The sequence below is a fragment of the Glycomyces arizonensis DSM 44726 genome (assembly GCF_000482705.1).
Taxonomy (GTDB): Bacteria; Actinomycetota; Actinomycetes; order Mycobacteriales; family Micromonosporaceae; genus Glycomyces; species Glycomyces arizonensis.
The window spans coordinates 111,130-127,021 of the sequence record NZ_AXWO01000016.1; the positions used below are offsets into that span (position 1 = coordinate 111,130).

The 15,892-nt window shown below is 69.0% G+C and carries 13 protein-coding genes; 5 read left to right on the top strand and 8 right to left on the bottom strand.

Annotated features, from left to right (window positions below; all coding sequences use genetic code 11):
• Positions 1–8: 8 nt before the first annotated feature.
• Both H613_RS0112935 and H613_RS26360 read right to left on the bottom strand, forming a co-directional pair.
• Entirely contained in the window at positions 9–1,739 is a 1,731-nt protein-coding gene (locus H613_RS0112935) for an ATP-binding protein (protein ID WP_035737965.1), read from the bottom strand.
• Entirely contained in the window at positions 1,736–2,467 is a 732-nt protein-coding gene (locus tag H613_RS26360; RefSeq protein WP_035738017.1) for a pyrimidine reductase family protein, read from the bottom strand. The genes H613_RS0112935 and H613_RS26360 overlap by 4 nt, the downstream gene beginning before the upstream one ends.
• Before the next feature lie 203 nt (positions 2,468–2,670).
• Here H613_RS26360 and H613_RS0112945 point away from each other — a divergent pair, with 203 nt between their 5' ends.
• The gene (locus tag H613_RS0112945) at positions 2,671–3,081 is read left to right on the top strand and encodes a peptidase inhibitor family I36 protein (RefSeq protein ID WP_026924126.1); all 411 of its coding nucleotides are present in this window, start codon (positions 2,671–2,673) and stop codon (positions 3,079–3,081) included.
• A 14-nt stretch (positions 3,082–3,095) separates the two neighbouring features.
• On the opposite strand, the gene H613_RS0112950 is transcribed toward H613_RS0112945, so the two are convergent.
• A complete protein-coding gene (locus tag H613_RS0112950; RefSeq protein ID WP_026924127.1) occupies positions 3,096–4,403 on the bottom strand; it encodes a D-arabinono-1,4-lactone oxidase in 1,308 nt (435 codons plus the stop codon).
• A gap of 75 nt (positions 4,404–4,478) precedes the next feature.
• On the opposite strand from H613_RS0112950, the gene H613_RS0112955 reads away from it, so the two are divergent.
• Positions 4,479–5,702, top strand: coding sequence for an alanine racemase (locus tag H613_RS0112955; protein ID WP_026924128.1), 1,224 nt, complete (start codon positions 4,479–4,481; stop codon positions 5,700–5,702).
• A gap of 15 nt (positions 5,703–5,717) precedes the next feature.
• Here the strand turns inward: H613_RS0112955 and H613_RS0112960 are convergent, their stop codons facing one another.
• Entirely contained in the window at positions 5,718–8,381 is a 2,664-nt protein-coding gene (locus H613_RS0112960; protein ID WP_026924129.1) for a transglycosylase domain-containing protein, read from the bottom strand.
• A 261-nt stretch (positions 8,382–8,642) separates the two neighbouring features.
• Positions 8,643–10,289 (bottom strand): FAD-binding dehydrogenase, encoded by a 1,647-nt coding sequence (locus H613_RS0112965; protein WP_026924130.1) that lies wholly within the window; start codon positions 10,287–10,289, stop codon positions 8,643–8,645.
• 228 nt (positions 10,290–10,517) lie between these two features.
• Between H613_RS0112965 and H613_RS0112970 the strand changes: the two genes are divergently transcribed.
• The gene (locus tag H613_RS0112970) at positions 10,518–11,501 is read left to right on the top strand and encodes an SRA domain-containing endonuclease (protein ID WP_156926007.1); all 984 of its coding nucleotides are present in this window, start codon (positions 10,518–10,520) and stop codon (positions 11,499–11,501) included.
• Positions 11,502–11,595: 94 nt separating this feature from the next.
• Positions 11,596–12,231: a tyrosine-protein phosphatase gene (locus tag H613_RS0112975; RefSeq protein ID WP_026924132.1), complete on the top strand. Its 636-nt coding sequence runs from the start codon at positions 11,596–11,598 to the stop codon at positions 12,229–12,231.
• 33 nt (positions 12,232–12,264) lie between these two features.
• On the opposite strand, the gene H613_RS0112980 is transcribed toward H613_RS0112975, so the two are convergent.
• Positions 12,265–12,522 (bottom strand): hypothetical protein, encoded by a 258-nt coding sequence (locus tag H613_RS0112980; RefSeq protein WP_026924133.1) that lies wholly within the window; start codon positions 12,520–12,522, stop codon positions 12,265–12,267.
• A 117-nt stretch (positions 12,523–12,639) separates the two neighbouring features.
• Here H613_RS0112980 and H613_RS26365 point away from each other — a divergent pair, with 117 nt between their 5' ends.
• A complete protein-coding gene (locus H613_RS26365; RefSeq protein WP_035737966.1) occupies positions 12,640–13,215 on the top strand; it encodes a GNAT family N-acetyltransferase in 576 nt (191 codons plus the stop codon).
• 405 nt (positions 13,216–13,620) lie between these two features.
• On the opposite strand, the gene H613_RS26370 is transcribed toward H613_RS26365, so the two are convergent.
• Together H613_RS26370 and H613_RS0112995 are read right to left on the bottom strand one after the other, a co-directional pair.
• Positions 13,621–14,049, bottom strand: a complete 429-nt coding sequence (locus H613_RS26370) for a hypothetical protein (RefSeq protein WP_051393314.1) — start codon at positions 14,047–14,049, stop codon at positions 13,621–13,623.
• 466 nt (positions 14,050–14,515) lie between these two features.
• On the bottom strand, positions 14,516–15,892 hold a 1,377-nt coding region (locus H613_RS0112995; RefSeq protein ID WP_026924134.1), incomplete at its 5' end, for an HNH endonuclease signature motif containing protein.

Here is a 15,892-nt window from a genome sequence, read left to right on the forward strand (position 1 = left end):
GCGGGCTCCTAAAACGGGATGTCGTCATCGTCGTCGTCACCGGCGGTGGCGAGATCGAACGGGTCGACCTTCGCCGTCACCGACCGCGCCGACGACGCCGGGGCCGAACCGGCCTCGGCGGGCCTGGTGGCCCACGCCGGGAACGGGAAGTTCACCACCAGCGGCACCGGCAGCTCCGGCTGCCCGACGAACATGGTGCCCGGCTTGGCCATCAAGACCCGCTGCCGCTGCGCCTGCGTGAGGAAGCCGTACTCCGGGCGAGTCGCCTCGGCCGAGTCCAGCCGCCCGACGACGCGCACGGCCGAGTTCGAGGCGATGCGCCGCTCGACCTCGCTGGCGGTCTGCTGCGCTCCGATGAGGATCACCCCGAGCGACCGTCCGCGCTCGGCGATGTCGAGCAGGATGTCCTTGATCGGGCTCGTGCCCTCCCTGGGCGCGTACTTGTTGAGCTCGTCGAGGACCACGAACTGGAGCGGCCGGGCCGTCCCGGCCTTCTCCTTGCGCTCGAACTCGCCGCGCAGCACCACGCCGACGACGAACCGCTGCGCCCGGTCCGGCAGATTGTGCAGGTCCACGACGGTCACCTGCGCCTCGGAGGCGATCACGCCGCCCCGCGGCGGCAGGTCCCCGCGGATGAGCCGCCCGATGTCCCGCCCGGAGGCGATGAGGCGCCGGATGAACGCGTTGACGGTGCCCAGGCCGATCGCCGAACCGGCCCACTCCACGCGCGTGGCGTCGTCCGAGAGCCGCTCGCAGATCATGTCGACCAGGTCCCGGTACGTCGTCAGCAGCTGCCCGTCGAGGGCGACCGAGCCGTTGTCCTTCGGCCTGGCCTCCTTGCGCAGCCGCGCCGCCACCTGGTGCACGACCATCGTGTACTGCTGGCGGTCGTCGTCGGCGTCGGCGAACACGAACGGCAGCAGCCCGCCGGAGCAGAACTCGGCGAGCGTCCAGTAGAACGCGTCGACGCCGGTGGACCGGCACGCCACGTCAGGGACGCCGTTGTTCGTGCCCTCCCGCGGCGGCGCGAGCACCTCCACGGACTTGAACGCGCCCGGCGCCATCCCCAGCCGCCGGTACGTCTCGCGGATCTCGTCGTCGATCCTGGTGTTGTCGTGGTCGAGCAGCAGCAGGTCCTCGCCCTTGACGTTGAAGATCAGCGCCTTCGTGTTCGCGGCCTCGGCGCCGATCGCGCCCGAGTGCAGCAGCGAGTACAGCAGCCACGTCGCGAACGACGTCTTCGTCGCCACGCCCGAGATGCCCGAGATGGACACGTGCGCGCCCCTGGTGCCGTCGAGGAAGTCCGCGTTGAGGAACACCGGCTGGCCGTCCCGCGAGAACCCCAGCGGCACTTGGCGCTCCATGCCGTCGAAGTACAGCGCCCGGTCCCGCTCCTCGCCGGTGGCGCGCTCGACCGCGGCGCCCGGCGTCGGCGGCACGAACACCTCCGGCTCCACTCGCGTCACCGTGACCTCGGCGGCCTCCTGCACCTGCGCGGGCAGGAGCCCTCCGGCGATGTCGAACACGTCGGAGTCGAACTGCGCCCCTTCATGTCGGCTGCGGACCGCGGTGACCACCCCGGAGATGCGGACGGTCCCCACGCCGGGGACCTCCCGCTCGGTGGTGAGCACGTCGTCGAGCTGCGCGTACGCCTCCGGGCCGACGCCGACCCAGAACGAGAGGGGCGTGGCGTCCTCGGTGCCGAGCACCCTGCCCACCGAATCACTCATGCGACTCATCCTCTCAGGTATCGCAAGATGAGGTTGCCTTCGGCTTCGATGACGTGTCGCAGCCGCAGCCGACGGGCCGCCTCGGACGCCCGCCCTTCGGCGGCCCGGATCGGGCCCGCGCCCACCAGCAGCGGCGACACCGTCAAACACAGCTCGTCGACCAGGTCGGCGGCGATCAGCTCGCCGAAGACCCGCGGCCCGCCCTCGCACAGGACCTGCCGCAGCCCCCGCTCGCGCAGGACCCCGAGCGCGGCGCGGTAGTCGATCTCGCCGTGGCCGACCGCGACGACGTCCGCGATCTCCCGCAGCGACTCCATGTGGCCCACGGCGGCGTCGGCCGCGCAGATCACGATCGGTCGGCGCGGCGCCTGCTCGAACAGCCCCGACTCGGGGTCGAGCCGGGCCGACCGCGACGCCACCGCCATCACCGGCTCCTCGGGAAGCCCCCGCTCGGATCGCCAGGCCACCCGTTCGGGGCTCAGCGTCAGCGGTCCGTATCCTTCGGCGAGCACCGTCCCGGACCCGGCCAGCAGCACGTCGCAGCCGGCCCGCAGCACCTTGAAGACCCGCTTGTCGGCCTCTCCGGACAGTGGGCCCGACAGGCCCTCCAAAGTGGCCGCGCCGTCGGCGCTGGTCACGAAGTTCACGCGCAGCCAATCCTCCTCCGGAGGCGCGTACGCGTCGTAGAGTTCGGCCTCGCTCAGCTCATCGAGCCTCAGAAACTGCACATCTGGCACGGCCACAACCTAACCCATGGGCCCGACAAAGCAAGGCACCCGTCGCCCGCGGCCTGTCCCGCGAATCCGGTGAATCGGCCGAGTCGGATATCCGTCAGCGCTGAACGACGTGAACCGCGACCGGCCCATCGCGGCGAATCTACGATTCTCCACGTTGCGCTCAGGAACCACCGCATGCCGCGAACCGAACACAGGAGACAGCGATGATCGGACAGTTCAAGGCCGCAGCGGCCGCCGTCGGCGCCGCCGTGCTCATGGCCACCGGCTTCACCGCCACCGCCGCGTCCGCGAGCACCGCAGGTGTCGGCGAGGCATGGGACGACTGCGCATGGGGCCACGTCTGCCTGTGGGACGACCCGGGGTTCAGCGGGGAGAAGATCATCGACTGGGCTCCGCGCCGTCACGGCGAGGTCCACGACTTCCCGGCGTCGGCGGTCGACCGGGCCAGTTCGATGCGGAACAATTCCAACTTCGTCGTCCGGCTGTACAGCCTCCACCACGGCATGGGATTCCATATCTGCGCTCCTGCCAGGTTCAGCCACGGGGACTTCCGACAGCTCGGATGGGACAACACCGCCAGGAGCATCGGAACGACGCTCCACCCCGTGTGCTGACAGGAGCACGCCGCTCAGGCGCCGAGCACGCGCTCCAGGTACGCGTTCGCGAAGCGCCGCTCGGGGTCCACTTCGTCCCGCACCGCCAGGAAGTCGTCGAAGCGCCCGTAGCGCTCGCCGAGCCGCTTGGCGTCCAGCCAGTGCAGCTTGCCCCAATGGGGACGCCCGTCGACGGCGTTGAAGATCTCCGCGGCCGCCTTGAAGTACTCCTCGTACTCGTGCCGGTGGTACTGGTGCACCGCCACATACGCCGTCTTGCGCCCGTGCGCCGTCGACAGCCACACGTCGTCGGCCGCGGCGAACCGCACCTCCACCGGGAACGAGACGTTGAAGTGCCGCTCGTCCACCAGCGCCTTGAGGTCCCGCAGCACCGCGGGCAGGACCTCGCGCGGCACCGCGTACTCCATCTCCCGGAACTTGACGTTCCTGGGCGAGGTGAACACCTTGTGCGACACGTCGGTGTAGTTGCGGGCGCTCCACACGCGACCGGCCAGCCGGTTCAGGCTCGGCACGGTCTGCGGGAACCGCGCCCCCACCCGGTTGCTCGCCTCGAACAGGGTGTTCTCGGTGAAGCCCTCGTTCCACCAGTACGCCAGGCGCGTCGGGCGCCGCCTCCGCTCCTCCATGGAGTACCGGTTGTTCCGCTTGGTCAGCGTCCGCTCGGTGTGCGGGAACCAGTAGAACTCGAAGTGGTCGTTCTCGGCCACCAGCTCGTCCAGGTCCGCGAGGACCGCGTCCAGGCGCATCGGCGTCTCCACCGCCTGGAGCTGGAACGCCGGGACGCACTGGATCGTCACCTCCGTGACGATCCCGAGCGCGCCGAGGCCGATCTGGGCCGCGGCGAACAGCTCGGGCCGCTCCTCGGCCGAGCAGCGCACCTCGCTGCCGTCGGCCATCACCAGAGCGAGCGCGCTCACCTGCCACGCCATGCCCCGGTACCGGTCGCCGGTGCCGTGCGTGCCGGTCGCGATCGCGCCCGAGACCGTCTGGCGGTCGATGTCGCCCATGTTCTCCAGCGCCAGGCCGTGCGCGTCCAGGACCTGGTTGAGCTGCCATATCCGCATGCCCGCCTCGACGGTGACCAGGTTCGTCCCGGTGTCGACGCGCACCACGCCGTCCATGGCGCTCATGTCCACCATGACCCCGTCGGGCGCGACGATGCCGCTGAAGGAGTGGCCCGCGCCCACCGCCTTGACGCGCAGTCCTTCGGCGGCGGCCTCGCGCACCGCCGTCGCGATCTCGTTCGCGTTGCCGGGCTTCACGGTCCGGACCGGTTCGACGGCTTCGGTGCCGGACCAGTTCCGCCAGAGAGAGGTAGACATCGGGTCTCCGGTTTGTATGCGGTCTACTTAAAGGTAGCTTTCATCTAACCTCACACCCAACAGGAGGGAAGGCGCATGGGTCTGGAGACTGTACCGAACCTCGGCGCGCGGGAGCACGTGTTCGCCGAGCTCGACCGCGCGACGGCGAACCTCCAGCCGCCCTTCGCCGCCGTCGAGCTCGGCGCGTTCGACACCAACGCGGCCATCCTGCGACGCAACGCGATCGGCAAGCCGCTGCGCCTGGTCAGCAAGTCGCTGCGGTGCCGGGCCCTGATGCGCCGGGCCCTCGCGCAGCCCGGCTTCAAGGGCGTCCTGGCCTACACGCTGCCCGAGGCGCTGTGGCTCGCCGAGGAGTTCGACGACGTGGTGGTCGCCTATCCGACAGCGAACGCCGACGCCCTGCGCCACCTGGCGGGCAGCGACGAGCTGGCCCGGCGCGTGACGCTCATGGTCGACTCGGTCGAGCACCTCGACTACCTGCGGCGGGCCGTGGAGCCCAGCCCCGGTCGCCCGCTCCGGCTGTGCCTGGAGCTGGACATGTCGCTCGACCTCTTCGGCGGCCGAGTCCACATCGGCGCGCACCGCTCGCCCGTCCACACCCCCGACCAGGCCCTGGACATGGCCCACGAGATCGACAAGCGCCCCGGCGTGCAACTGGTGGGCCTCATGGGCTACGAGTCGCAGATCGCGGGCGTCCAGGACGGCCCCGGCAGCGCCAGGCTCAAGTACCCGCTGGTGCGGCTCATGCAGCGCGTCTCACGCGCCGAGCTCGCCGAGCGCCGCGCCGCGGCCGTCGCCGCGGTCAGGAGCGCCGCCGACATCGAGTTCGTCAACGGCGGCGGCACCGGCTCGGTGCCCTCGACCGCCGCCGACCCGTCCGTCACCGAGGTCGCCGCCGGATCGGGCCTGTACTCGCCGGCGCTGTTCGACGGCTACCGGTCGATCCGCCCGCTCCCGGCCGCGTTCTTCGCCGTGCCGGTGGTGCGCCGCCCCCGCAAGGGCGTCGTCACCGCCCTCGGCGGCGGCTGGATCGCCTCGGGCGTGCCCGGCTGGGACCGCCTGCCGAAACCGGCGTTTCCGACCGGCCTGTCCTACACCAGGACCGAGGGCGCCGGCGAGGTCCAGACGCCCTTGCGGGGCAAGACCGTCGACGGCCTGCCCATCGGCGCCCGGGTGTGGATGCGCCACGCCAAGGCCGGGGAACTGGCCGAGCGGGTCAACACCCTCCAACTGGTCGCCGAGGGCCGGATCGTCGACGAGGTCCCCACCTACCGCGGCGAGGGCTTCGCATTCGCCTAAATCCCGCGCGACGGCTCAGTCGTCGTGGCCGTGCCCGTTGCCGTTGCCGTGCTCGTCGTTCTCCTCGTTGGTGCACTGGCCCAGCCACTCCTGGATCGGGCTGCAGTCGTCGTGGCCGCCGTTGCCGTGATCGGGCTGTCCGCATCTGGTGTCGGTCGGGTTCTGCGCGCAGTACGGGCTGTCGGCGTCGATCGTGTTGTCTTCGTTGAGGATGTCGTCGACGATCGGCGTGCCCACGTGCTGGGCCTCGGTCCAGCCCTGCTCCTCGTACCCCTTGACGTCGATCGCCGCGTTCATGAACTGGATCCACACCGGGTAGCTCAGCGTCGCGCCGAACACGCCGTCGGTGCCGCCGTCCTTGTTCAGCAGCGGCGCGGACTCGGCGGTCGCGTTGCCGACCCACGCGGCGATGCTCAGCTGCGGGATCGCGCCGACGTACCAGGTGTGGGCGTTGGAGCCGTCCGGGTACTGGTCGGCGGCCTCCCACGTGCCGGTCTTGCCGGTGTACGGCCGGTCGAGCGGCTCGCCCTCGCCGTCGATGACCGAGCCCACCCACTGGAGGTTGCGGGCGATGCTCACGTCGATCGCCTGCTCGGACTCGAGGTCGCGGATCGGCTGGACCTCGTTGCCGTCGCTGTCGTAGACCGCCTCGACGAAGTGCGTCTCGTTGTAGACCCCGTCGGCGGCGATCGTGGCGTACACGGTGGACATGTTCATCACGCTGGTCGGGAACTGCCCGAAGCTGATGTGGTAGTAGAACGGGGCGTTGTCGACGCTCAGGTCCAGCGGCGTGCGCACCGGAGTGCCGTCCTCGTTGTACCCGTCGAGCGAGGCGAAGTAGTCGAGGTTGCCGCTCTCGTCGGTGACGTAGCTGCCGTCCTCGTTCTGGATGACGCCGTGGCGCGAGTAGGTGATCGTGCCGTCGGCCTCCTTGTAGAACTTGTAGGTGACCTGCTCGCCGTCCTCGTTCTGGCTCATCGAGCGGACGCCCATGTCGATCGCGGTCTCCAGGATCGCGGTGGCGCCCCACTTCTCGGCGATCGCGTACATCGGCGTGTTGCGCGAGTCGCGCACCGAGTCGGTCAGGGTCCGGTCGGTGTTCTCGGTGTGCTGCCCGTTCCTGAGCTCGCCGTCGCCGATGCCCTCGAGCGTGTCGAACTCGCGCGGCGAGTCGGAGTTCCACCACGAGTCGATCGAGGCGCCGTTCTTGATCGCCGTGGCGGCGGTGATCATCTTGAACGTCGACGACGGCGGGTGCGGGCTCTCGATCCCGGCCTTGTCGACGCCGAGGCCGTTCTCCCCGCCGTAGTAGCCGAGCACGCGGCCCGTGCCGGGCTCGACGGCGACCACGGAGCTGGCCATGGACGCGTTGTAGTCCTCGTAGAGCGCGGCGTTCTCGTTGCTGTCCTCGAACTCGAAGTAGCCGTCCTCGTTCACGTACTCGTCCGCCGCGGCGGGGTTCTCGACGACGTTGCCGTCCGCGTCGAGGTACTGCCCCTCCTCGTTGGTCACGCGCTTGAGCTCGCCGCGACTGGCGGCGTCCTCCGCCGCCTTCTGGATCTCCGGGTCGATGGTCAGCGCCACCGTGTAGCCGCCGGTGCCCTCGTCGTGGCCGTAGAACTCGTTCTGGTCCAGGCCGTAGCGGCTCTCCAGCTCCGCCCAGACGTAGCCGTCGGTCGGGTTGGTGATGAAGCCCGTCGGCGTGTCGTGGCCCCACGAGCCGGGGTTCTCGACCTGCTTCCTGGTCTCGGGCATGCCCGCGTCGAGCTGCTCCTGGACGAGCTGCTGCTCCTCCTCGGTGAGGTCCTCGATGGTGAGCAGGGACTCCATGCCGTGCGTCCAGCGGTCCAGCGGGCCGGTGTCGCCCTCCTCGACCGTGCGCGGGTCGAAGGAGCCGTCACCGGCCTTGACCTGCATGACCAGCATCATCGCCTCACCCCAGGTCAGGTCCTCGAGCTTCTTGCCGAACCAGACCTCGGAAGCGGCGGCGATGCCGTAGGCGCCGCGGTTGTAGAAGTTGAGGTTCAGGTAGTGCAGGAGGATGTCCTCCTTGGAGTACTCCTGCTCCAGCTTCATGGCCATGATGGCCTCGCGGGCCTTGCGGCCGTACGAGATGTCGTCGCGGATGTTGGCGACCATGCCCGCGTACTGCTGGCTGATGGTCGAGGCGCCCTGGGTGTCGCCGCCGGTGACGTTGTTCACCAGTGCCCGCAGCGTGCCCTTGTAGTCGACGCCGTCGTGCTCGAAGTAGTTCTTGTCCTCCAGCGCCAGCAGCGACCAGATGACGCTCCTGGGCAGGTCGTCGTAGTCGTCGACGAGCTTGCGCGTGAACTCGCCGTAACCGGCGATGGCGGTCTCGCCGTCGGCGTAGGTGAAGGTCGTGGACTCGCCGAAGGCGAGCTCCTCGGGCAGCGGGACGCTCTGGAAGAACGCGGCGCCCACGACGGTGCCCGAGCCGAGCATCATGAGCGCGACCAGGATGAGCGCGGCATAGACGCGGCGGCGGCGCCTCGACATGCGCTTCTTCTTCTTGGGCGGCTTGTCGGGAGTGCGCGAGCGCACCGCCGAGACGACCGAGGCCCGCCCCATGTTCCCGCCGCCGCTCGGCGGCTCGACGCTCGCCGAACCGACGGAGGGCCGGGCCGGGGGGTACTGGTCGCGGCGTTCATAGTCGCTCATGCTCAACCATCCACGTGTTCGATGTGCCGGTCAGTGGCCCCGCGAGCCGTTGATCGGCCTTGCCGCGGGCGCACCGGGAGGGGAGGTGCTGGTGCACCTCGCCGGCGCCCCGGCGCTGCGGTCGCCGGGGAGGCTTGGATGATAGCGAACCCGTTCCCGGCTTGCGATACATCCTCAGTTTGGCAGGCGGCACTCGCGACTCCAAAGCCACCATGGGCATCAGTGGCGCCAATGTGGTCGGCATCCTATGCCCTGCCCACGTCAGCCCTGGTCAGACACCCCGCGGGCGGCCTGCCGGCCCGAGAAGAGGCACCCGCCGAGGAAGGTGCCCTCCAGGGACCGGTAGCCGTGCATGCCCCCGCCGCCGAACCCCGCGGCCTCCCCGGCCGCGTAGAGCCCCGCCAGGGGTTTTCCGTCCACACGCAGCACCCGGCCGTCCAGATCGGTCTGGAGGCCGCCCAGCGTCTTGCGCGTGAGGATATTGAGCCGCACCCCGATGAGCGGCCCCGCCTTCGGATCGAGCAGCCGGTGCGGCGAGGCCACCCGGATGAGCCGGTCCCCGCGGTAGTTCCGCGCCCCTCTCAAGGCCGTGACCTGCAGATCCTTGGTGAACTTGTTCGCCATCTCGGCATCGCGCCCGACCACGGCCTCCCGCACGGTGTCGAACTCCAGCAGCGGCTCGTCTGTGATCGAATTCATGCCCTCGACCAGCTTCTCGAGTGAGTCGGCCACCGTGAAGTCGGCCCCGCGCTCCTTGAACGCCTCCACCGGCCCCGGCGCTCCCGGCAGCACCCTCTTGAGCAGCAGCTTGACGTCCTTCCCGGTCAAGTCCGGGTTCTGCTCGGACCCCGAGAGCGCGAACTCCTTCTCCAGGATCTTCTGCGTCAGGACGAACCACGTGTAGTCGTGCCCGGTGGTCATGATGTGCTCGAGCGTGCCCAAGGTGTCGAAACCGGGGAACAGCGGCGAGGGCAGCCGCCGCCCGGTCGCGTCCAGCCACAGCGACGAGGGCCCCGGTAGGATCCGGATCCCGTGGCGCGGCCAGACGGGATCCCAGTTGGCGATGCCCTCGGTGTAGTGCCACATGCGGTCGCGGTTGATCAGGCTCGCGCCCGCGTCCTCGGCGATCCCGAGCATGCGCCCGTCGACGTGGGCCGGGACCCCGGCGATCATCCGCTCCGGCGGCGTCCCGAGCCTCGCGGGCCAGTTCCGCCGGACCAAGTCGAAGTTCCCGCCGATGCCTCCCGACGTGACGATCACGGCCTCCGCCGAGAACGAGAACTCACCGGTGGCCTCCCGGCTCGTGGACACCCCGCGAGGCGCCTCGTCATCGGCCAGCACCGACCCGCTCACCCCGGTGACGGCCCCGTCCGCGGTCTCCAGCCGGTCCACGCGGTGCCGGAACGCGAACCGGACCGACCCCGCGTCGACGGCCTCGCGCACCAGGCGCGCGAACGGCTCGACCAGACCCGGCCCGGTGCCCCACGTGATGTGGAACCGCGGCACCGAGTTCCCGTGCCCCTCGGCGGTGTAGCCCCCGCGCTCGGCCCACCCCACGACGGGGAAGAACCGCACGCCCAGCCCGTGCAGCCAGGCCCGCTTCTCACCCGAGGCGAAGTCGACGTACGCCTCGGCCCACTTGCGGGGCCACGCGTCCTCGGCACGGTCGAACCCGGCGCTCCCCAGCCAGTCGCGCCAGGCGAGGTCGCGCGAATCGCGGATCCCCATGCGCCGCTGCTCGGGCGAATCGACCAGGAACAGCCCCCCGAACGACCAGAACGCCTGCCCGCCCAGCGACTGCGGCCCCTCCTGGTCGACGAGCACGACGGACTTCCCCAACCGGACCGACTCGGCAGTGGCGACCAGCCCCGCGAGCCCGGCCCCAACCACGATGACGTCACTGTCCATGGCCCGAGCACCTTTCGAAAACGGCGACGCCTACCGGCGCGTAGGGGAGATATACCAGGGCACTGAGCGGCCCGTCAACCGACCGCACCCAGGTGGGCACGGACCACCGTGAATCGGTGCACACCGCCGAATCCGCTTCCGGAGGGGCCCGCGCCTGCCCGGTTCGGTACGAGATCGGTCCCGCGTTCCGATACGGCATGCTCCTACATGGACCGGTACCGTGAAGTCATGAGCGGAGATGCCCTTGCGCCGGGCGACATTCGAACGCGGCAGCAGCTGAAGCGGCTTTTCGGCGGCGGGGTGATGAGCGGCATCGAACCCTCCGCGACGACGCCGAACGTGCTGCTCTACTCGGACCCCTCCAAAGGCGAGCAGTACGGCTACTACGACTATCTCAACGAGGAGGACGAGTACGGGCCGTTCGCCCTGTACACGGGCGAGGGCAAGGTGGGGCCGCACAAGATGACCAAAGGCAACAAGGCGATCCTCCATCACCTGGATGACGAGCGGGCACTGCGCCTGTTCATCGCGGTGGGCAAGGTGGAGGGCTCGGGCACGAAACTCCACCAGTACCTCGGTGAGTATCAAATCGACGCGTTCCAGCCGTACGAACTACGGAAGACCCGGGACCAGAACGGGGACGAGCGGGACGCGTTCGTATTCCGGCTGCGGCCGGTGGGCCTTTTCGCTCCGCCCCCGATCGACTACATGCCGACGACGATCGAGACCACGCTCACCGAGATGCACTCCGCACCGCCCCTCGAACCCGTCGCCGAGACTTCGAGTCGGCTGCTCGATCCCGAACGGCACTCGGGCGTACCGGTATCCCGCAAGGCATCTGCGGCGATCTCCGTGCGCCGCCGCGAAGCCGAACTGGTGCAGCGCTTCCGCGCCTTCCTGGAACGTCACCGGCATGAGGTCAAGCGATACGGCATCAGCATCGCCGGACTTCGCTCGCTGTTCCCCACCGACGTCTTCGACCGGACTGACGGTGTCCTATACGAGGCCAAGGGCACCGCGAGCCGGAATGCGATCCGCCTTGCGATCGGTCAGCTCTTCGACTACCGGCGTCACATCCGCCCCGAACCGGCCCGGCTCGCGATCCTCCTTCCCGAAGCCCCGGAGAAAGACCTCCAAGAGCTCATCGAGTCGGTTGGCATCTCGCTCGTGTACGAGGACGGTGACGAGTTCATCGGTTGGCCGGTGGCTTAAAGCCATGCGGCAGGCGTGCCTTGTCGGCATGCGGCAACGGCATCGGCCGAGTAGTAGCATTACCGGCTTCCCCATCCCCTCTCGTAGGAGCAGTATGTCCACTCTGCACCTCCCTGACTGCCTCAACGCCCGTGATCTCGGCGGACTGCCGCTCGGCGATGCAGTCGCGGTTCGCGCCGGTGCGCTGCTGCGGTCCGACAACCACGACCGGCTCACTCCGGCCGGCATCGACGCGGTCCGGAAGCTGGGAGTCACCCGTATCCTGGACCTGCGGTACGACTGGGAGGCGCGCGAGTTCGCCAGCCCGTTCGCCGACGATCCGATCTATCGCAACGTGCCCCTCATCAGGGAAAGCCCGACCTACGATCCGACCGCGCCGGAAGACTATCGCCCCGAGCTCGATGAATCCCCCGATCTGATCGCCGCCGCGTTCACCGCTCTCGCCGAGGCGCCCGCGGGCCCGGTGCTGGTCCACTGCCACGCGGGCCGCGACCGAACCGGCGTGCTCACGGCGTTCGCCCTGGCGGTGGCCGGTGCGAGTGTGGAAGCCATCGCCGCGGAGTACGCGCTCACCGAAGGCGCCGATCCGGCCACCATGCTCGCGGTGCTCGATCACCTCGACCGGCACTGGGAGGGCGCCACCGGTTATCTGATGAAGGCGGGAGTGCAGGAACACCACCTGCGAGCGGTGGCGGACCGTCTGACAGAGCGTCGCTCCGAGCAAGCCTGAACCGCAGGAATCGTCGTCGACCGCCTGAAGACTTCAACCGTTCGGGAGTCGGCGAGCGGCTTGGCGCAGGAGGTCGGCCAGGCGGTCGCAGGTGGCGTCTATTTCGTCGGTTCGGTTGTCGTTGCTGGGCTTGCCGGTGGTGATCATGTTGGTCGCGATCCTGGTGAGTATCAGGACGTTGAGGGCCGTCTCGCGGAGAAGGCGGTCGAGCGGGATGCGATGGCGCGCACCTGCGACGGCGATGACGGCATCGGCGAGTCGATCGAGTTCATCGAGTGCGGAACTGCTCATTCGTTTCCTTTCGAGAGACTGCCATTGAGTGTGCAGGGGACTACCGACAGTTTTTGATGTGAGACTGTCGCATGAGGGAGGACGCTGCGGCGTTGCCGGTGGCGCTAGCCTTGCGCGGTGAGCCCCTATCTGACCACTGAACGGATGCGGCTGCGCCACTTGCGAGAGGCCGATCTGGACCGGTTGGTCGAACTCAATGCGGACCCGGGAGTGATGCGGTTCCTCGACCGGCGGCCGCCCGCTCGTGAAGCGGTGGCGGCGGAGATCGCCGAGCTGGTGGCGATGGGCGAGCGCCATCTCGGTTACGGCCGCTTTGCCGCCGAGGACCACCGCGGCGCCTTCCTGGGCTGGTTCGGCCTGATCGTGACCGCCGAGGGACCCGCCGCACCGTCGCTGGGGTACCGGCTGTGCCGGGCCCATTGGGGGAAGGGGCTGGCGACCGAGGGTGGAAGGGCGCTGGTCGACCGCGCCTTCACCGATCTTGGCGCAGAGCGGGTGACCGCCGAGACCATGTCCGTCAACACCGCTTCCCGGCGGGTGATGGAGAAGTGCGGCCTGCGCTATGTGCGCACCTTCCACCAGCATTTCGACGACCCGCTACCGGGCACCGAACACGGCGAAGTCCGATACGAGATCACCCGCCAGGCATGGCATCGAGCCCGAACGGACCTCGGACGACGGACCACCGCCTAGACGGGAACAGCGGGCGGAGGGCAGTGGGCAGAGTGCAGTGAGTGGAGCCCAGTGAGGCGCGGTGCAGAACGGTGCCGAGGAGCGCTCAGCGTGCCACAGGCGGGCCTTGGCGCTTCCTTTTAGCAGCCCAATCGGCGTTCGGGCTGTTAAGCGCGGCGGTGGCCCGCGAGATCGGACGCCGAGAGCAGATCTTGAAGCCGGGCGGTTTTGGGATGGTTTTTGGTTGCGCTTCAAGCGAATCAGAGATGGGAATCGGAGTGCTCCCACAGTTAATCGAGCAGGAGCCGCTGATTTCTCGTTGGTCAGTTGGATAGGATGCGGCTTCAGGCGCCTCCCACCGGACGGATGCCTGGTGAACTCATGCGTGCCCGACCTATGGCGGACAGCTTGCGTGCCGATTGGGTTTCACCACGAGCTGACGCGGTGCCTTCCGTGGTGCCACCGGTTCTTGTACCGGCGCAGGTGCCAGGTGATGTCACCGAGGCCATCAACCGCGTTCGGGCTCACGTCTGAGGGATCGTGTCGGGCCCGTGCCGCGAGCGCACCGGCGAGTTGGATCGCCTCGGCACTCAGGCGACCAAATCTGCGGGCCGCGTGGCCCAAACACAGAGCGGAAACGCCGAGGAATGCCGCGCCGGCAGAGGTGCTGCTCCCCATCTTCAGGCAACAATGTTCAATGAAAACGCGATCGACGTCCGCGAGTGCGACTCCGACGAGAGCATCGATCGCCGCCTGCTCATATCGGCGGTCGGCGAGAGCGCGGTCGATCACCTCGGCGACCGTATCGTGAGAGCGCGACGGCGGGTTCTGAAACCTGCGATGAACATGATTCATGCGGCAGACGATATACACAACAGCCGTGAGTTTGCCGGAACGGGCGCGGCTTTTCCTTCAAGTGGGACTGCGTCCTGTGGCAATCGGGTCGAGGCAGGTCACCCAAGATTCGGTTGTCGTGCCTCAGACTCAGGACGACGGTTTGGCGTAGTGGTTGTCGAAGCTTGCTGCGACAGACTCCGATGGTCACCGCAGGTCTCTCGGGGCCGCTCACACCGGTTGCCGGGATAGTCCCATTTTAGCGGCGATGGCGAAAGCTGGCCGCGGCCATTGGAATGGCCGATCAGGTCGGGCTCAGAGTCGGTTTGGATTGGGCTTCAGGCGGCGGCGACCGCGAGGCGAGAGGGCGGCGGGGGTGGCCTTGTGTCTTCGGGGTGGTCGTCGGCCCGGCTTCAGGCGAGGCGGCGATGGGAGGTAGGGAGGGCTCGGGGTGGCCGGTCCGGGCGCGGACCGCTCTGGTTGAGGTTCAGGCGGGCGGCGATGAAGGGTTGGGAGGGAGCCGGGGCTCGTTGTCGGCGCGGAGGCGGCCGGTGGGCTGATCCGGTGTGGAGGCGGTGTCGAGCCGGTGAGGATGGCTGGTGGGAAGTGGTGAGGGGTCTTGCCTGGTGGGGATGGCCGTCTGGGGTGGTGTGTGGGGGTGTGGACATGCTGAGGGGCTCAGTCCCTCGCGGGTCCTGAGCTTGGCGGCTGTATTGGCCTCCTTCCCCTCAGCGGCGGCCCGCTGAGGGCAGGGTAAGAACGGTATGGGGTCCAATTCGGAGTACCGCTCGCCCATGATGTCCGGCGGCGGTGCCGTCTTCGGGGCGGCGGGCTGGGTCTGGCTCTCTTGGTCTTCGGTGTCCGGTTGAGCCTTGTTCACCTTGTTGGTGATGGTGTCCCCGGTGGCCTGGGTGCTGGCTGCTGTCGCCTTGGCTTTGATGGGTGCTTGGTCGATGGCCCAGCGGGTGTAGTCGTTGAGCAGGTCCCGCAGCTCCGGTGCCCATTCCTCGGGCTCCAGGCCGGTGGGGAAGGTGTCGAACAGGTCGCGTCCGATCAATGCCTTGGGGACCAGTCCGGCCTCGGCGCAGGCGGGGCAGCGACGGCACGGGGTCTGGTCGGTGCATCCGGTGCGGCGGATGAGGGCCTGTCCGGGGCCGGTCTTGGCGATGGTCCAACGGCCCGTGTGGATCCGTCCATGATGGAACCGGCAGAGGAGGATGAGGTTGTCCGCATCGGTGGGGCCGCCCTCGTGCCAGGCGACCACGTGATGGGCTTCGCACCAGGAGACCGGGCGGGTGCACCCGTTCCAGGCGCATCCTCCCGGCTGCTCGAGCTCCAGCTTGCGGCGCAGGGGCACGTTCGGGAGTCGGATCTCCTTGCCCAGCTCCACCACTTCACTGGTCCGGTAGTCATAGATCACCGGGATGATGGTGGCTTCGCAGGCGAGGAGGCGGAGCTTCTCGACCGGTGCGGGGCGGCCGTCGATGGTGCCGACCCGGCCGGTGTCCTTGCCCTGGAGGGTCTCGACATCGCAGACCACGTTCAGGGTGGCGGTGTGGCCGTGGCGGGCCGGGGCGTTCGGGTCGGTGCCTGCCGCCGCCACCATCTGATGCAGGGCCTCGGCGTTGCGGTTGGCCTGGGAGGGCAGGACCCCATCGGTGTCGGTCTCGTCCTGACGGGGCGGCGGGGCGGCGGTCTTGAAGTAGTTGTCCAGCAGGCGTCCGGTGTCGTCGTCGAGGACGCCGGCGAGGGACCACAGGCCGTCGCCGCATTCGGTGACCTCGACCCAGGCGAGGGACTGCTGGGACATGCCGGCCTCGACGGCGGTCTGCTCCAGGAGGGCGGCGAAGCGGTCGATCTCGGG